The 18,893-nt window shown below is 50.8% G+C and carries 9 protein-coding genes; 5 read left to right on the top strand and 4 right to left on the bottom strand.

Going from position 1 to position 18,893, the window contains the following annotated elements:
- Window positions 1-13: 13 nt before the first annotated feature.
- From ACQ4MZ_RS15540 to ACQ4MZ_RS15525, 4 genes are all read left to right on the top strand, one after another.
- Window positions 14-775, top strand: coding sequence for a DUF72 domain-containing protein (locus ACQ4MZ_RS15540; RefSeq protein WP_430845990.1), 762 nt, complete (start codon window positions 14-16; stop codon window positions 773-775).
- Window positions 776-978: 203 nt separating this feature from the next.
- On the top strand, window positions 979-3,699 hold the full coding sequence (gene ligD, locus ACQ4MZ_RS15535; RefSeq protein ID WP_430845989.1) for a DNA ligase D: 2,721 nt from the start codon (window positions 979-981) through the stop codon (window positions 3,697-3,699).
- 250 nt (window positions 3,700-3,949) lie between these two features.
- Entirely contained in the window at window positions 3,950-7,060 is a 3,111-nt protein-coding gene (locus tag ACQ4MZ_RS15530) for a SusC/RagA family TonB-linked outer membrane protein (protein WP_430845988.1), read from the top strand.
- Window positions 7,061-7,078: 18 nt separating this feature from the next.
- The gene (locus tag ACQ4MZ_RS15525) at window positions 7,079-8,608 is read left to right on the top strand and encodes a RagB/SusD family nutrient uptake outer membrane protein (protein WP_430845987.1); all 1,530 of its coding nucleotides are present in this window, start codon (window positions 7,079-7,081) and stop codon (window positions 8,606-8,608) included.
- 40 nt (window positions 8,609-8,648) lie between these two features.
- On the opposite strand, the gene ACQ4MZ_RS15520 is transcribed toward ACQ4MZ_RS15525, so the two are convergent.
- On the bottom strand, window positions 8,649-11,648 hold the full coding sequence (locus ACQ4MZ_RS15520; RefSeq protein ID WP_430845986.1) for a ligand-binding sensor domain-containing protein: 3,000 nt from the start codon (window positions 11,646-11,648) through the stop codon (window positions 8,649-8,651).
- Window positions 11,649-11,903: 255 nt separating this feature from the next.
- Between ACQ4MZ_RS15520 and ACQ4MZ_RS15515 the strand changes: the two genes are divergently transcribed.
- On the top strand, window positions 11,904-13,334 hold the full coding sequence (locus tag ACQ4MZ_RS15515) for a glycoside hydrolase family 30 protein (protein WP_430845985.1): 1,431 nt from the start codon (window positions 11,904-11,906) through the stop codon (window positions 13,332-13,334).
- Between the two features lie 17 nt (window positions 13,335-13,351).
- Here ACQ4MZ_RS15515 and ACQ4MZ_RS15510 read toward each other — a convergent pair whose 3' ends face one another.
- From ACQ4MZ_RS15510 to ACQ4MZ_RS15500, 3 genes are all read right to left on the bottom strand, one after another.
- A complete protein-coding gene (locus ACQ4MZ_RS15510; RefSeq protein ID WP_430845984.1) occupies window positions 13,352-16,882 on the bottom strand; it encodes a VCBS repeat-containing protein in 3,531 nt (1,176 codons plus the stop codon).
- A 12-nt stretch (window positions 16,883-16,894) separates the two neighbouring features.
- The gene (locus ACQ4MZ_RS15505) at window positions 16,895-17,314 is read right to left on the bottom strand and encodes a hypothetical protein (protein WP_430845983.1); all 420 of its coding nucleotides are present in this window, start codon (window positions 17,312-17,314) and stop codon (window positions 16,895-16,897) included.
- 123 nt (window positions 17,315-17,437) lie between these two features.
- On the bottom strand, window positions 17,438-18,880 hold the full coding sequence (locus tag ACQ4MZ_RS15500; RefSeq protein ID WP_430845982.1) for a RagB/SusD family nutrient uptake outer membrane protein: 1,443 nt from the start codon (window positions 18,878-18,880) through the stop codon (window positions 17,438-17,440).
- Window positions 18,881-18,893: the final 13 nt, after the last annotated feature.

The raw sequence follows: 18,893 nt of genomic DNA, 5'->3' as shown, positions 1-18,893 counted from the left end.
CAACGAATTGATAATGAAAGTGGAGCGAAAGATACACATAGGCACCTCAGGTTGGAGCTACAAACATTGGAAAGGCATTTTCTATCCGGAAACGGTAAAGCCTGCGGACTACCTGGCATTCTACGTCCGACATTTTCCGGTTTCGGAGATCAACAACAGCTTTTACAAAATGCCGACCAAAGAGATCGTGGCGAAGTGGGTCGATACGGTACCCGAAAATTTCCGTTTCTGTCCTAAAATGAGCCGGTACCTGAGCCATTTGAAGAAGCTTCACGATCCAAAGGAGCCATTGGAGCGCTTTTTCAGTGTTTTCGGTCCATTTAAAAAACACCTTGGCCCTGTACTCATTCAATTGCCTGCCAATTCCAGGTACCATGCCGATGTAGCCGGCGCATTTTACGAGGAAAACGATCAGTACAAAGATTTCCGCTTCGCGCTGGAAGTACGGCATGCGTCCTGGTTTTCGGAGGAAAGTATCCGGCTGATGAAAAAGCATCGCATTACGCTCGTTTTTTCGCAAGCCGACCGTTTCCCCTACCAAGAAGAAATTACTGCCAAAGACATTTACGTGCGTTTCCACGGACCGTCGTCGCTGTACAGCTCGTCCTATTCCGACGACGTACTCGACAACTACGCCGAAAAATTCACCGCCTGGGCCGACAACGGGCATCAGGTATGGGCATTTTTCAACAACGATGTCGGCGGATACGCCCTGGATAACGCCAGGAAATTGCAGGAACTGGTCGACGCCAATATCCACGAACTGGCACGTTGAAATTGAATGATTGAATGATTGAATGATTGAATGATTGAATGATTGAATGATTGAATGATTGAATGATTGAATGATTGAATGAAATAAATAAGAACTTGTAAATAATCATATGATCTAATTGATACTCGTCTCGTTGAATCGCTTATTCAGTCATTCAGTCATTCAGTCATTCAAAATTATCATCCATTAACCGCATCGCCGCCATGAGCCTTACCAAATACAACGAAAAACGTTCCTTCGACAAAACGCCGGAGCCGAAAGGCGGCAAAGCGGCCAAAGACGAGCTCATTTTCGTGATACAAAAACACGACGCCACGCGCCTGCATTACGATTTCAGGCTGGAAATGGATGGGGTACTCAAAAGCTGGGCAGTACCGAAAGGCCCGTCGACGGATCCGTCGGTCAAGCGTCTGGCGATGATGGTAGAAGACCACCCTTATGATTACAAGGATTTTGAAGGCATTATTCCCGAAGGAAACTACGGCGCGGGAACGGTGATGGTCTGGGATTTCGGCACTTACGAGCCTTTGGAAGAAAAGAACGGCCAATTGAAAGGTGTTAAAGGCAAAAAGGCACAGGAAAAACTCGCGTTGAAAGAACTGTATTCCGGCTCTTTAAAAGTACGGCTGAACGGCAAAAAATTGAAGGGGGAATATGCTCTGGTGAAAACAAAAGGCATGGAAGACAATGCCTGGCTGCTCATTAAGCACCGCGACAAATATGCCTCCGAGGAAGATATTACCGAAAAAGACCGCTCAGCTGTATCCCGCAGGACTCTGAACGGTATCGAGAAAGCCGGCGACGCAGTTTGGGAAAGTAACCGCGAAGAGAAGAAATCTTCAAAAACCAAAGGGTCTGTTAACTCAAAAGCCGAAGCCAAAGATCCGGCGGAAGACGCAGCAGAAAAAAAAAGTCCGGACGTAGACATAGCGGACATTCTGAAAAAGGGCAAAAAGCAAAAGTTTCCGGATGATATGCAGCCCATGCTGGCCACACTGGTCGACGGACCGTTTGACGATCCCGGTTGGGAATACGAGGTCAAATGGGACGGATACCGGGCATTGGCATACCTGAACAAGGGCGAGGTACGCCTGCAATCGCGGAACAGGAAATCGTTCAACGACAAGTTTTATCCGATTTACCAGCAATTGCAAAAATGGAAGATCGACGCCGTGATCGACGGGGAAATTGTGGTCATCAACGAAAACGGTCTCTCCGATTTCAATGCATTACAAAACTGGCGGAGTGAGGCGGACGGAGAACTGGTCTACTATGCATTCGACATTCTGTGGATGGAAGGCAAGAGCCTCATTCATTTGCCGCTAAGCGAACGGAAAGCCATTTTGCAAAGCATTGTAGATGAAAACAGTCCCGTTCAGCTGGGGTACAGCATCGCCGCGGATGGCAAGGCATTCTTTGAGGCGGCACAAAAGATGGGGCTGGAAGGCATTATGGCCAAGAAATCGGACAGTGAATATTACCCGGGCATCCGCACGCGCGACTGGCTCAAAATCAAGATCAACAAGCGGCAGGAGGTGATTATTGCGGGCTATACCCTGAACGAAGGCTCCTCCAAGCTATTCAGCGCATTGCTTTTAGCCGCTTACGACAAAGGCGAGCTGCGTTATGTCGGCAAAGTAGGCACGGGTTTCAAAGAAAAACAACAGAAGGAAATGATGGCGCTTTTCAAACCATTAGTTACCCCTAAAAGCCCGTTCAAGGAAACGCCCGACTACAATAAACCCTCGCGCTTCCGCCCGAACCCGCCGCATGCGAACGCGACCTGGCTAAAACCGGAGCTGGTATGCGAAATCAGTTTTACCGAAATCACCCAGGATGGGGTGTTCAGGCATCCGTCGTTCGAAGGTATGCGGGAGGACAAATCGGCGAAGGAAGTGGTGCGCGAAATAGAAAAGCCGGCTGAGGAATTGATCGATGAACCCGAAAACACAGGGAAAGAAATCATTAAAAAGCCGGCCAAAGCCAAAAGAAAAAGCCTTTTGAACCCGAAGGATGAAACGCAGGTCCGGAAAATCAATGGGCATGAGGTCAAGTTCTCGAACCTGGGGAAACTCTACTGGCCCGACGATAAAATCCAGAAACGCGAATTAATCAACTATTACTACCAGGTCGCGCCATTCATCTTGCCTTACCTCGAAAACCGCCCGCTGTCCCTCAACCGCTTTCCCAATGGCATTAAAGGCAAAAGTTTTTACCAGAAAGACGTCACAGGCAAAGTACCCGACTGGATCGAAACGACACCTTACATCTCGGAGGGCGAGCACAAAAATTTCATGCTCTGCAACGACGAGGCCACATTGCTGTATATGGCCAACCTGGGGGCCATCGACGTGAACCCCTGGAACAGCCGCGTGGAAACTCCCGACAATCCCGACTGGTGCCTGCTCGACCTCGACCCAGACACCGGCAACACATTCGAACAAGTGATAGAAACGGCGCAGGCCATCAAAAGCCTGCTCGATTCCCTGAGTGTACCCTCCTATTGCAAAACCTCCGGCTCAACCGGCCTGCATATTTACATTCCGCTCGGCGCCAAATACAGCTACGACCAATGTCAGCTCTTTGCCGAATGGGTGGCGGGCCAGGTACAACAGCAGCTCCCCGATTTCACCAGCGTGGAGCGCCTCACCAAAAACCGCAAAGGCAAGCTCTACATCGACTATCTTCAAAACCGGCCCAAGGCCACACTGGCCGCGCCCTATTCGGTACGCCCAAAGCCCGGCGCTACCGTTTCGATGCCGCTGCATTGGGACGAGGTAAAGAAGGGATTGCAACTGAAAGACTTCACGATTTTCAATGCGATGGAACGTATTCAGCACGAAGGCGACCTCTTTAAGCCGGTTTTGGGCGAGGGTATCGACCTCGAAGAAGTGATCGGCAAAATGGATTTAACTGCCGGCTAAAAGTCAAAATCCTCCTACTTTTTGTTAATAAATAACCAGCAAACCCCTCATTGTAGTAGTAATGTAGGGGCGATTTTTCCGTGAAAACATTTCACTTGTGCAATATGAGGTAGTAATGTAGTAATGCTTTGCTACCCTGCTGCCTCTTTGTGCTCCTACCTTTGCCAGCGATACCACAAGTATTACTTTTTCAATAATTAATTGGGCAAAGATCATTTGCCGCTTCTACTAATTTTTAATACTAACATTTATGAGCAAAAGATTTGTACTATTATGTAGTGTGCTGATGCTATATGGCCTGGTACAGACCGCCTTAGCCCAAAGCCGGGTAATCAAGGGTAAAGTGTCTGTCAAAACAAAGGGCGAAGAGCTGGTAGGCGCTACCGTGGTAGTAGAAGGCACCAACTACGCGACTATCACCGACGCAGCCGGTAATTACTCGATCGAGGTGCAACCCAACTCCGTATTAGTAGCCAGTTTCATCGGGATGGTCACCCAAAAAGTCCCTGTGGGTAACCAATCCGAAATCAACTTTCAACTCGAAGAATCCGTCGATAACCTCAACGAAGTAGTAGTGGTAGGCTATGGTGCGCAAAAGAAAAGCGTCGTTACGGGCGCTATTTCGAGCGTGAAGGCCTCCGATTTACAATCAATGCCGATTAACCGTTTGGAAGAAGCGTTGCAAGGCCGGACTTCCGGCCTTACAATCGCTTCAAACTCCGGTCAACCGGGTTCGGCCGCGACCGTGCGGGTACGCGGGGTCACGACACTGAACAACAACGATCCATTGTACGTGGTGGACGGTGTGGTGGTCGACAACGGCGGCATCGGATATCTGAACCAGTCTGATATTGAGTCGATTGAAGTACTAAAAGACGCTGCCTCGCAAGCCATTTACGGCGCACGGGCTGCCGCGGGGGTGATTTTGGTTACCACTAAAAAAGGAAAGGCGGGCGGCATTCGGGTAAATTACAATGGCTACATCGGCGTACAGGCACCTGCACGGAAACTCGACCTGCTAGACGCTACCCAATATGCGACGATCCGCAACGAAGCGGCCGTGAATGCAGGCCAACCGGCTCCATACGCCAACCCTGCGGCATTCGGCAAGGGTACCGACTGGCAGTCTTTGATCTTCAACAACAGCGCCAAACGCCAGAACCACGAGCTGAGCATCAGCGGCGGCACGGACAAGTCAACTTTCTATCTTTCATTCGGTTACCTCAACCAGGAAGGCATCGTTGCGACCGACATTTCAAAGTACAAAAGAACCAGCATCCGCCTCAATTCGGAGCACAAACTGGCGAAATGGCTCACATTCGGCCAGAACCTGGGTTATGCGCACGATAAATCGGTGGGGTTAGGCAATACCAACAGTGAATTCGGAGGGCCATTGAGCTCGGCTATTAACCTCGACCCTATTACACCGGCAGTAATCACTGATCCTGCAGTAGCCAACGCGGCGCCGTATACCAACAAAGGCATCCGTCGCGATGCGAACGGTAACCCTTACGGAATCTCTCAGGCGGTAGGCCAGGAAATGAGCAGCCCGCTTGCGTATATCAAAACACGTCTGGGTAATTACAGCTGGTCGGACAACGTCGTGGGTAATGCTTACCTGATGGCCGAGCCGATCAAAGGCCTGCAACTGAAATCGACCATCGGTAGCAAGCTGGCGTTCTGGGGCAACGAGAGCTTCACTCCTATTTCATGGCTGAATGCAGCTTCGGTGAGCTCACAAACGAGTTTCAACCGCACCAACAATCGCCGTTTCGACTACAATCTGGAAAACACCATCTCTTACACCCGCCCTATCGGCCTGCATAATGTGAACGTGCTTGTAGGACAAGGTGCCTACCTGGATAACAACACCAGAATGACGAGTGTGACATTCTTCAACGTCCCGGCCGACAACTTCGATGACGCTTCTCTGAACTTCAAAGTACCGGCCGACCAGCGTAACTCCGACGGCTCTGAGGGCGCAAAACACACCGTAAGCTCGCTTTTTGCCCGGTTGAACTATGATTTTGATGAAAAATACCTCGTGCAGGCATTGGTTCGCCGTGACGGCTCTTCCCGCTTCGGTTCGAACCACAAGTACGGTGTCTTCCCCTCATTCTCCCTGGGCTGGGTGCTTTCGCGTGAGGCTTTCTTCCCCACCAACAATGCGGTTAACTTCCTGAAATTCCGCGGAGGTTACGGCGTGGTGGGTAACGACGGCATCGGCGACTTCGCTTACCTGTCGACCATCGGCAGCGGCCGTAACTACACCATTGGTACCTCGGGCAGCTACATCATCGGTTACAGCCCCAATGCACCCGCCAACCCGGATCTGAAATGGGAACAGACCAGCCAGACCAACATCGGTTTCGATGCGACGATCTTCAACAATGTGAATGTGACTTTCGAGTGGTTCAAAAAAGCGACCAAGGATATTCTGCAAAATCCACGCATTCCGGGCTATGTAGGCGCCATTTCCAACCCGGCCGCCAACATCGCCGATATGAAAAACACAGGTGTAGAATTGGAATTGGGCTTCCGCAAACGCCTCGGACAAGTTGATTTCTCCGTCAACGGAAACGTTTCCTATATAAAAAATGAAGTAACAAACCTGGGTAATGGTGTGCAGTATTTGTCGGGCGGCGCGAGCTTCCAGGGAGCGCCCCCGATTACGCGCACCCAGGTGGGCCAGCCGATCGGCTCCTTCTTTGGTTATCTAGACCAGGGCATTTTCCAGACGCAGGAAGAAGTGGATTCACACGTTTCCGCCGAGGGCAAGAAAATCCAGCCGAATGCCAAACCGGGCGATTTCAAATGGGCCGACCTGAATGGCGACGGTGTGATCACCGAAACCGACCGTACGTTCATCGGTAACCCTACCCCGAAATGGAACTATGGCTTGACTTTGAATGCCGCTTACAAAGGTTTCGACATCGTGGTATTCGGCCAGGGCGTTGCAGGTAACCAGATCTTCCAGGGGCTTCGCCGCCTCGATATCGCCAATGCCAACTGGCAAACCGACGCCCTTGACCGCTGGACAGGCCCGGGTACTTCCACCACTTTCCCACGCATCGTGAACGGCGACCCGAACAAGAACTTCCAGAACCCGTCGAGCTTCTACCTGGAAAAAGGCGACTTCTTCCGTCTGAAAACGCTGCAAATCGGCTACTCGCTGCCTACGGCAATCATCAGCAAAGTGGCCATGAAAAAGGCACGTGTGTATGTAATGAGCCAGAACTTGTTTACCCTCACCAAATACACCGGCTATGATCCGGAGATCGGCGGAAGCGTGCTCAGCATCGACAAGGGCATTTACCCGCAGGCGCGCAGCTTCATGGTGGGCTTGAACATTGGTTTTTAATTGATTAATACAAATAAAATGAAATTGAGATATAACAAATTCGTGACTGCCCTGGCCTTGACGGCCGGTTTGCAGCTCATGTCCTGCTCCGACAGTTTCCTCGACGTGAAACCCAAAGGGCTGAACCTCGAAGCGAACTATTACCGTAACCAGGAAGAGGCATTCAACGGCCTTGTGGCTGCCTACGACGTGGTGGGCTGGCAGGGTAACGGCTACGTTTCCACGATTGCTACCATGAATGCAGCTTCCGACGACCACTACGCGGGCGGCGGCGGCCCGAGCGATATCATGGATTTCCAGGTCATTTCCAACTATACCCTAAACCCGACCACCGGACCACAGGGAGAGCTATGGAGAAAAGGCTTCTCGGGCGTGTTCCGCACGAATGCCATTCTTGAAAAACTCCCTGGGGTACCGATGGATGAAACCCTGAAAAAGCGCTACACAGCCGAGGCCAAATTCCTCCGCGGGTATTTCTATTTCGAACTCGTAAGGTTGTTCAAGAATGTGCCGCTATTCACCCGCACGATTTCCACCCAGGAAATGTACGATGTGCTGCAAGCAACCCCGGCGGAAGTTTATGCACAAATCGAAAAGGATTTGTCGGAAGCTATCGCCGATCTGCCGGTTATCATCAATGTGGCAACGGAAGGCGGGCGCGCAGGACAAGGGGCAGCGCATGCGATTTTGGGTAAAGTGTATTTGTATCAAAACAAATTCGCGCAGGCAGCACAGGAACTGGCGAAGGTAAACGGTACCCCGGGTGGTAATAATGCCTATGGCTACAAGTTGCTCGACAACTTCGGCGACCTGTTCAAGACCAAGAACAAGTTCAACAGCGAATCTATTTTTGAACTTTCGTACACCAATACCTCCGCCGGCGGATGGAGCTGCGTGTCGTGTACCGAGGGGAACGTGATGAATATCATTACCGGCCCGCGCGGCTATAACCGCAAGTCGGATGCCGCACCGGATTATGTTTCCGGATGGAGCTTCCTACCGATCACACCGTCGCTGTTCGAAGCCATCCATTTCGACCCGCGTTACAAAGCGACTGTGGCCAACCTGGACAGCCTCGAAAAAGCAGGCGCTGTGAGTTATGAGAAAGGTTATATGAATACGGGTTATTTCCTCGAAAAATTCGCGGGACGGCAATCCGACCGCTGGACCGGCGCCGGTGCCCCCGAGCTGAACTTCCCGCAGAATATGTACGATACCCGCCTGGCCGATACCTATTTGCTGGAAGCCGAAGCCCTCGTACGCGGCGCGGGCGACCTCACACGTGCAGCCGCCCTCCTGAATGCGGTACGCGCCCGTGTAGGCCTGAAACCGGTGGCTGCCACATTTGAAAACATCAAAAAAGAACGTCGCCTCGAACTCGCCGGCGAAGGCCATCGTTGGATGGACCTCGTGCGCTGGGGTGATGCACCTGCCGTGCTCGGGCCAAAGGGCTTTGTAGCCGGCAAGCACGAAATTCTTCCGATTCCTTTGCTGGAACTGGAAAACACGAAAATCGAGCAGAGTAAAGAATGGGGCGGAACAAGGTAGCGTGTTCCACACCCAGATCAGAAAGGCTTGGAGCACTGCTCTAAGCCTTTTCTTTTGACTCGTCGATATGAAAACCGAGAAAAAAGTTGAACATATTCACCTCGGTGGGCAGTTGCAATTTCTTGCGCAACCGGTAGCGCCCCACCTCCACCCCTCTCAGCGAAATGTTCATGAGCTGCGCGATTTCCTTACTGGACAGATTCATGCGCAGGTAGGCGCTCATCTTCAACTCATTGGGCGTCAGGTTCGGATATTTCTCTTTCAACGCAATGAGAAAATTGCTGTGCACGCTATCGAAATGCTTGGAGAACTGGCCCCAGTCCTTATCGACCTTGTTTTCATCGGCCACGACCTTGATCATCTTTTTCAGGTCATCATTAATCTTCTCGTCCTCAGCTGTTTTGGTGATTTTAACCAGATCCGTTTTGAGTTTGGAAAGCAACTCCGCTTTTTGCACCAAATGCATGGCTGATGTGGCCAGATCGGTGTTTTTGTGCAGGATTTCCGCTTCCAGCTTTTCGTTTTTGAGCTTGATGATCTCCTTTTCGTTCTTTTCGAGCTCCAACTGATGCAGGTATTGCAGCCGTTTCTGTTCCTCCAAATGCTTTTGCTGCTGTCGCAGGAAGCGTTTTTCCTGCCATTTATAAAACAGCCAGGCCAGACCTAGAACCAGAATTCCATAACCGAGGTACGCCCAGATCGTCCGGTACCAGGGCGGCAAGATCATAAACGAGTAACCGGCTATTTCCGATTCGCTGCCGAAATTATTGCGCGCCTTTACTTTAAACGTGTAATATCCCGGCGGCAAATGCGTGTATTCCTTCGAAGTACGCGCCGACCAGTTCGACCAATTGCCGTCAAAACCGTCCAGGAAATAGGCGTATTCAATGCTGGATTGCTGGCTGAACAGGGTGGAAGAAAACTCAAAACCCACGGAATTCAAGCGGTTTGCCACACGAGGTACCTGATCTTCGGATTGCTTCTTCACCTCATTCACTTCCCCGAAATACCCGCCGAAGAGTAATGAATCCGTACCGAATGAGCGCATCGCGCTGATCTGCACATCGATATGGCTCTTATTCTGCTTGTATTTTTTGTAATTGATATGATAAATACCTTTCTCGCTCCCTATGAGGATATTTTCTTCATTTAATGGATAAATATATTCGAAACCGGAGACCATTTTGTGATTGATCTCGGGGAGGAAGATGATCTTCGGACTACCGCCGCTCATGTCGAGCACACCCAGTTCTTTCCCGCGTACAAACCAGACGTTACCAGCGTGATCTTCTTTCAGATAGCGTACGCCGAGATCCTGAAATATCCCGTTATAATAGGAGGAAGCTATAAATCGGTCGGTAGCAGTATTGTATTCGTAAATGCCCTTTTCCGTAGCGACCAGGATCTTGTTTTTGACCTTGTATATATAATTATTGTTCAGCGAAAGCGGCAGTCCATCCTTGTGCGTGTACCGGCGTGCCCGTGACTTTCCATAGTCCGACAATGTCACCCTGTACACCCCTCGATAGGGATGCGACGTCCAGATCACATTTTCCTCACGGACGTCGGTACACAGGAAACGAGAGGCGACGTCAAAGCCCGAAACCGCGCCCGAAGGCCGGAATGTACTACCATCATATTCCAGGAAATTGACTCCATTATAATTCCCTACCGCTACTCTTTTGACCGGGTAGATCCGCGAGAGCGGCAAAAAGCCCCAGAAACCGTTGCGCTTCTCGATCGGTCGCGCCTGCTTACCTTCCACTTCGAAAATACCCTCGTGGTGTGCCATCAAAAGCCGGCCATTGATCTCGGAAAGACCCCATACCTGCCCTCGCGAATGCTCTACGTAGGTAAATGCACCTTTGACATAACTCAGGTCGCCGAACTGCCCCACTTCCACCGAATACAAGCCATTGGACGTACCTACATACAAGCGGCCTTTGTAAATCACGGAAGCATACCCGGCTTCATCTTTGGTCGCCGCAGGGTACATGGTTTTAATGGCGTTATCGTAAGCAACGAAGTCGATGCCGTTATCAAGCCCCAGCCAGAGATTTTTATCCTGATCCCCGAAAACGCTGAGTACATTATTGTTCTGCAAACCATCGGCCCGCGCGAAGCGGTGCACAAACTCGCCCTCGTTGGTGACGATGTAACAGCCGCCCAGGCTTGTAGCGAGGGCTATCAACTTGTCGTTCACGCGCGTTGCGGCATATATGCGCTCGCCTTTTATCCGGTCAATGAATGCGGATTGCAAGCGGGCGGCGCGCTCGCCCGACAGCTTGTACAGGCCCGCATCCATTGTGACGAGCAGTGCATTCTCCTTGTCAACAGGCAGCAGACCCGTCGTGAGGTATTCGGCAGGTAGCCCACCCGTCGTGATCCAGGGGATCCAGCGGCCATTGTCGTAGCGCAACAAGCCGCTCGCTGCGTCCTGAGCCACGGCAATGCCATTGCAAACACCCATAAAGCGCCAGTGCGAGCCGCTGCTGAACACACTGACCGCTTTATCCTGATACACAAAAATGCGGTTGCTGGCCCTGAAAAACACGCTTCCATTGAGCACAGCCACATTCCAGATGTCGGCAAAACCACGGTCGCGCTCATGCACGAGGTCGCGCAGGGAGACATAATGCAAAGCGCCTCGCTGGTCGGGCGTGAAGTAGCCGAATTCGTTCTCACCGCCAATGTAAATGCGGTTATCCGTACCAATTTCCAGCGACCGCACCTTCGTTTTATTCGGCAACGGATAGGTTCGCCAGTAAACGCCGTCAAAAGTGAGCAAGCCCTCATTGTTGGCAAAATACATCACGCCGTTCTTTCCCTGGCGGATCGCCCAGTTCTGGGTTCCGGCATGGTAGGTTTGTTTGGAATAATTAACCACTTCGGGCAAGCCGATGGTATTTTGGGCATGCAACCGCGGGATAAACGGGACGAGAAAAAGCAGAGCGGCCACCCGTATCATATTACAGCATTGCAGTACTCCGATGTGGGGATTGACGTAGTGGAGAACTGCGACAGGGTATTTATTTCGCAATTTTTGTAGGGTTGTTGTAGTAATGTAGTAGCCCGATACGCACATTGTTGTGCAGGTTGCCCTACATTTGGACTCGCAATATATTACATTATTTTCAGTGTATTTCAATATGAGTTGAGAGTTCAGAATTCAAAGTTCAGAGCTCAGAGTTCATGAGTCGAAGGTGCACTGGCCTGTCTCGATGAACTTCTGAATTTTAACCCATAGACTTTAAACCGCAGCGGCAGACCGCTCATACATTCTAAACTTAAAAGCATGAAATTCTTCAATCCTAAACCTGCATTATTGCTGAGCATTTACCTCCTAACCGGCCTGGTAGCTTTCGGGCAGTCGAAAAAGGTCGATTTCTGGCTGACCAATCTGGATAAATCGGCCCTATTTCAGCAGCAGGCTGCTTTAACTTTGAATAGACATGAAGTTCTCGAAGTGCCGGTTGTCAGTATCAATGCAAAGAAGAGATTTCAGGAAATCGACGGCTTTGGCTTCACCCTCACCGGCGGCAGCGCGCAGCATTTGATGGCTATGAGCAAAACTGCCCGTGCCGCATTGCTGAAAGAACTTTTTTCAACAACCGGTAACGGCATAGGCATGGCCTACCTCCGCGTGAGCATCGGCGCCTCCGACCTGAATGAGAAGGTATTCTCCTACGATGATCTTCCGCAAGGCCAAACCGACCCGGAAATGCAGCATTTCGATCTCGGTCCGGACCGCAACGATGTGATCCCTATTTTGAAAGAGATATTGGCCATTAACCCGAAAATGAAAATCCTTGGCTCGTCCTGGTCGCCGCCGGTTTGGATGAAGGACAATGGAGACACCCGCGGCGGAAGCCTCAAACCGGAATGGTACGACGCATATGCTAAATATTTTATGCGCTACATTCAAGATATGCAAAAAGAAGGGATTCGTATCGACGCTATTACTGTGCAAAATGAACCATTACACCCCGGTAACAACCCGAGCCTGCTGATGCTGGCGAAAGACCAGGCAGTTTTTGTTAAAAACCATTTGGGCCCTGCATTCGAGAAGGCTAAAATCAATACAAAAATCATCGTTTACGACCATAATGCAGATAAACCAGAATACCCGATCTCGATTCTCGACGACCCGGAAGCCAAAAAATACGTGAACGGTTCGGCATTCCACCTCTACGGCGGCACCATCGATGCGTTGTCGAAAGTCCGCGACGCACATCCCGACAGGCACCTCTATTTCACCGAGCAATGGATGGGCGCTCCGGGTAATTTTGAAAAAGATTTCCCTAACCATATTAAGAACCTCACCATCGGCGCCACGCGAAACTGGGCCCGTACCGTTTTGGAATGGAACTTGACTAGCAACCCGCAAAACCGTCCCTTCACCGACCGCGGAGGTTGCGACCGCTGCCTGGGCGGCGTGACGATCGACGGCGACAATATCACACGCAATGCCGCATATTACGTCGTCGCGCATGCTTCCAAATTTGTGCTCCCGGGTTCCGTCCGGATCGACTCGGGTACGAATGCGACAATCGGCAGAAGCCCAGACGACAAATTGTTGAATGTAGCGTTTCTGAGGCCCGACGGCAAGAAAGTGTTGATCGTCATGAACGATTCGGATACGGAAAAGAAATTTACGATTCGGGACGGAGCGAATTTCGTGGTCGCCAGCTTAAAAGCTGGGTCCGTTGGGACGTTTGTGTGGTGATGGTTTGTTTAGGTTATCTAAAATGCAATCTCGCGCGAACGTCCGCTGAAATCGATCAACACAACCTTCTTCAATCCATCACGCGGCAAGGTTGCAATTCGGCTCGACTGTGATAAATATCCCGAACCATATGCTAATTCAAAACGCTTCGAACGGCCATCCGCATAGGTTGCAATCAGGATAGCATCCTGAGAAACTGGCTTAATGTAAACCATTTTCTCCCCTGTCCCAGCTGCAAACGCCAACAAAGGCGCATTGTTTTGCGCGGCGAGGACGAGCGAGCTGCCATCACCTAATTGTAAATGCGCCATTCCCTTGGCATCGCCGGGGACGAAAACACCGCTCTGCGCGGCTGTTAACGGTTTGAAGCCGCCTTTGCCATTACCCAGCATGAGAAGTCCGTTCAATCCGTCCAGCCGGCCACTGATTGACTCAGTAGCATGGCTGTTGCCCGATAGCAACAGATCCAGATGACCGTCGTGGTCGAAATCTTCTGCGAGCAGACCATATACAGGACCCATTTGGGCTGCCGATGGCAGGTTTCTCCATGCAAACTTTCCGCCTCCCTTGTTTTCGAGCATGACCGATTGCATGGCTTCACAAACCAGTTTACGGGCGCCTTTCAGTTCTTCGGGTTTGAAAATGTCCGTGATTTTGGCTTTGGAGTAGTCGGCGTAATAGACGAAGCGCTTTTTGAGGAAGTTCATCTGGCTTGTCATTTCGTCGCGCGGGTGCGCAGGATACAAGTCGTTGCCGATGTAGCGGACCATTACCGGATCCATCGTCCCGCTTTTGTCGAAATCCTTGGCCAGTAATGTCAGAGGTTTGTCAATAGAGGGCTTTCCTTCACTGTTCAACCCCACATTGCCCAGCACATAGTCGGTATCCCCATCCTCATCGAAATCGCCGGAAACGATGCTGTTCCACCAGCCCGTCGTGTTTGTCAGGCCAGTATGCGCGCTCGCGTTGATCAGTTTGCCCTGATTATTTTTATAGAAAACAATAGGCATCCATTCGCCAGCGACGATGAGATCGACCCAGCCGTCCCGGTCGAAATCGGTCCACAATGCAGTGTTTACCATTCCAATACTTTGGATTTCAGGACAAATCTGCTGTGTTACTTCCGCAAACTTGCCTCCGTCGTTCCGCAATAAGTAACTTTCGCCGGGTACCGGATATGCACCGGGAGAAAGTCTGCCGCCCACAAAAAGATCGAGGTCGCCGTCGCGGTCAAAATCAGCTGCATTTACTGTGGAACCGCTGGCAAAGAGTGGTGGTAGTGCCTCCGCATTTAGCTTAAAATTACCTTTTCCGTCATTAATGTAAAGCCTGTCCTGGTAGTAACGGGAACCGGCTTCAAACTCATTGCTGCCGCTCACAACATACAAATCCTGGTCACCATCTCCATCCGCATCGAAGAAAAGCGTGCCCATATCCTCCTCATACTTCTGGCCGGTTATCAGCGTTTTCGAAGTGAAGTGTTGTCGTTTGCTCTGCACAAAAATACGACCTGACTGGTTAAATGCTCCACCCACATAAAAATCGTCGAGGCCATCGCCATTCACATCTGCCACCGCAATGCCGGGGCCGCTTTGGGATAGCAAATGGGGTAACAGCGGCTGTATTTTGAAATCAATGTAGAGATCATCTTTGTGCCGAAAATCAATGCCGCTGTTTTGCAATGCTGCGAATAGAGAACGGCTTGCCTCCGCCGCCGGACGATTTACGGATGCGTTGCCATTTGCGTGATCCAGTTCGAGGATCTGGTCAGCCTTTACATTTTTCAACACCTGAATCTTCGAATCGGGCCAGATGATCATCAGGCTATCCATTTGCAGAACATTACCAAGTCCGAAATGTTCACGGTTCGGTTCCGTCGCCGACTGGTAGCCGCGGTAAGGCGAATGCTCAGCATACTGCTTCCCTTTGGCAGTCCAAAGCCAGATTTTCGCTCCAAAACCATCGCGATTCAGGGCGGGGCCTTTCAGTTTGACTGTCAATGAATGTTGTTCGGGTTTCCGCTCCGAATGGTTTTCATACAAAAACGCTTCGCGGTCGATGTTATTCATCGCTACATCCAGGTCACCATCGTTGTCGAAGTCGGCATAAACGGCGCCATTCGAAAATGAGGGAATATCAAAGCCCCAATCGGCTGATTTGTTGGTGAATGTAAGGTCGTGATTATTGGAAAAAAGGTAGTTAGGCACGTGCGCACCTTCGACTTTCTTCAATGCATCGGCTAACTTGCGGCTGTCACCACTACCCGAACGCATCTGCATTTCGTACTCGGCCATGCGGTAAATCACGAAATCCCGATTGGTAATGTCCTTAGGATAGCCATTAGTGATCATCAGGTCGCGGAAACCGTCGTTATCATAGTCAGCAAACAACGCCCCCCAGCTCCAATCGGTGGCTTCCACGCCGGCATACCGCCCTATTTCACTGAATGCAGGCTGGCTTCGTCCCGGAACTTTGCCCTCGTTGTGCTGCAGTGTATTTCGCATGAATTGCGGCTCATAACCCATGCGCAGTTCCGACAAATGCCGGTCATAGTTCATCAGCCCGAACATATTCTTGCGGCGGACCGGATCTTCGGGCAGCATATCCACTGTGATGAAGTCGATGAGCCCATCGTTATCGATATCCGCCGCGTCGTTTCCCATCGCTGAGTAGCTTTGGTGTTTGAAATAAGCAGCTATTTCATTTTTAAATGTACCGTTCTGCTGGTTGATGTAGAGCAGGTCGTTGGAAACGTAATCATTTGAAATGTAGACATCCGGCCAACCGTCGTTGTTCACATCGGTAACTGCAATACCCAGTCCGTACCCTTCTTCCAGAATGCCTGCTTCCCTCGAAATGTCGGTAAACGTGCCGTTTCCATTGTTACGAAAAAGGCGGTCGGCATTGGCTGACGAGCCGTCGCTTACCTTCGCGCGGATGTTGTTCGGCCCGCGCATGTTCATCACATTTGTGGCGAGGTAGGCATCCAGGTCGCCATCGTGATCGTAATCGAAGAATGCGGCTTGCGTGGTGTTGCCGCTGTAATCCAACCCATAAGCGCTGGCTTCCTCCTTAAATGTGTTGTTTTTCTGATTGATGAAGAGCAGGTTCGATAGTTTGCCTGCCTGCGCAGGTCCCGCGCGGCAAACGTAAATATCCAGAAAGCCGTCCGCATTGATATCCACCATCGCTACGCCCCGGGCCCAGCCTTCGGGAACTTCAATGCCCGATGTTGCGGTAATATCCTCAAATTCAATTCGCTGGTCTTTACTCTTGTTGATGTACAACCTGCTCTCGGTCATATTGCCGGTGAAAAACAAGTCGGTAAGTCCATCGTTGTTGATATCGCCTGCACCTACCCCGCCGCCATTGTAAAAATATTCGTAGGTGAGAATGTTGAGCTGGTCGTCCTCATGGAGCCGGTTATTGAAATGAACACCGGTTTCGTCCGGAGAAAGCAGTTCGAACAGCTTTTGATCGTCTTTGCCGGAAGTACAGGCTCCAATAAGCCAGGCAATACAAACAAACAGGGATAGCGGGCGGATCATGGGCGAATGTAATTACTGTGACCCTGCGGTAGATGCGGCGTGGATTTTAGTAAAAAACCGGACTTCATACAGCTCCTGATTTTTTCCGGGAAGGTAAGGCTTCTGCGCCTTTTTCAATATCAAATGCTCATCCGACAATTTCACAATCTGAAACCCGCTCAGCCGATGGCCCGTCGAATCGGTATAAACAAGCGAATCAGCGGTCGGAAGCTGGTAACGGTAAGTTTTAAACTTCTCCTTTTTTCGCTCGGTCATTACGCCATCGGCGCCATACTCGAACGTCGACCAATGCTCGTCGAATGCATTATTGGTAAAACTGAACCCATTCACAAAGTTACGGATCGAATCCGTCCGCCATACGCCTTCAAGCGCACGCTCGCGGGTCTGGCAGGATGCGAGGAGGATGGTAAGTAGGATTCGGGTTAGACGCATTGTGTTTCTAATTTTGAATGACTGAATGACTGAATGACCGAGTATTTTTCTTTCAATCATTCAATCATTCAATCATTCAATCATTCAATCATTCAATCATTCAATCATTCAATCATTCAATCATTAATAATTACTATTCTGCTTCAAAACCCCATTACTCAAATCCACCTCGCGCTGGGGAAGGGGGAAATAATAGTGTTTAGGTTTGATAAAATTGCGGCTTGGCTTGAACGGCCCGCGGGCGATTTTATAATGTGCTGCGATGTCGATCAGTCCGGCTTTATCCCAGCGCATCAGATCCTGGTGACGCTCGTTTTCACCGGCCAGTTCCACGCGGCGCTCGTGCATGATATCGGCCATTTTCGCACCGGTTTTAGCGGCTAGCCCCGCACGTTTCCGCACTGCATTCAATTCGGTATCGCCACTTTGACCAGAACGAATTTTCGCCTCAGCCACGAGCAGATACACGTCCGCCGAGCGCAGGAAAGGGGCGTTCAGGCTTTGGCTCATGTCGCCGGCATCGGTAAAACTGGTGTATTTACGGAACGAGTAGCCGGTTACGCGGGTCATATTCGCCGCGAAAGTTGTCGTTCCCGCCGAACCGCGGTTAACCTTGTCACCGGGACTATAAATGGAGTAAGAGCGGCGAGGGTCGCCTTTTTCGAACTCCTGCACGAGGTCTTCGATCGGCTCGTGGAAGCCCCATCCACCGAATGCCTGCGGCGTGTGGTAGAAGGTCGGTGAGTTGTCGGTCGTCCAGCCGGTTTCATATTGTAATGAAAACAGGATCTCAGGGTTGTTCTCGGTCGTGAGCTGGAAGTTTTCGTCGTAGTTGGTTGCGAGTTTGTAAGCGGCATTTCCAATCACTTTCTGTCCCGATTCGATTGCCTTCGCCCAGTTTTCCTGGTACACATACAATTTGGTCAAAAACCCGTTCGCCGAGCCCTGCGTTACGCGGCCCGACTGCGCATCGTCATAGCTTACCGGTAGCAGCGCAGCCGCCTTCTGGAAATCCGATTCAGCCTGGGCGCGTACCTCGGCAAGAGTTGCTTTCGGTTTGTTATAATTATTGTTCAGCGCATCTTCTTCGAGAATGATAGGCACTTCGCCGTAAATCAGCGAAAGCCGCCAGTATACAAATCCACGAAGGAAATACGCCTCGCCCAAACTGCGGTTACGCAATGCCTCGTCCATCGTCACTTTCGGGGCGTTAATCAGCACCGCATTCGCACGGGAAATCACCTCATATTTGGTCGACCAGGTCGCGAGAATGTGCGAGTTGGCCGCGTCGAAAGTGAACATTTCGAGGGAAGTCTCGTCAGAGTGGTCGCCGGCTCGGTTCATATCGTCCGAGCAGTTATCGAAAGTATACTCCGTGTGGGCAAAACCGTCTTCGTTCAGCAGCGGAGCGTAAATGGCGTTGGTAGCAGCCACCACGTCGTCGCCATTGCGCCAGAACTGCTGGGAGGTAACCTGTCCGTATGGCGTGCTGTCGAGCAGGTCGTCGTTACAACTGGTTGCGGCCATCAGGAAAAGCCATCCGGCCATTACATATATCTTTTTCATATCGTGTTCTCTT

The organism is Dyadobacter sp. BHUBP1, from assembly GCF_050587785.1.
Lineage (GTDB): Bacteria > Bacteroidota > Bacteroidia > Cytophagales > Spirosomataceae > Dyadobacter.
This window is presented reverse-complemented; position numbering and strand designations above follow the sequence as displayed.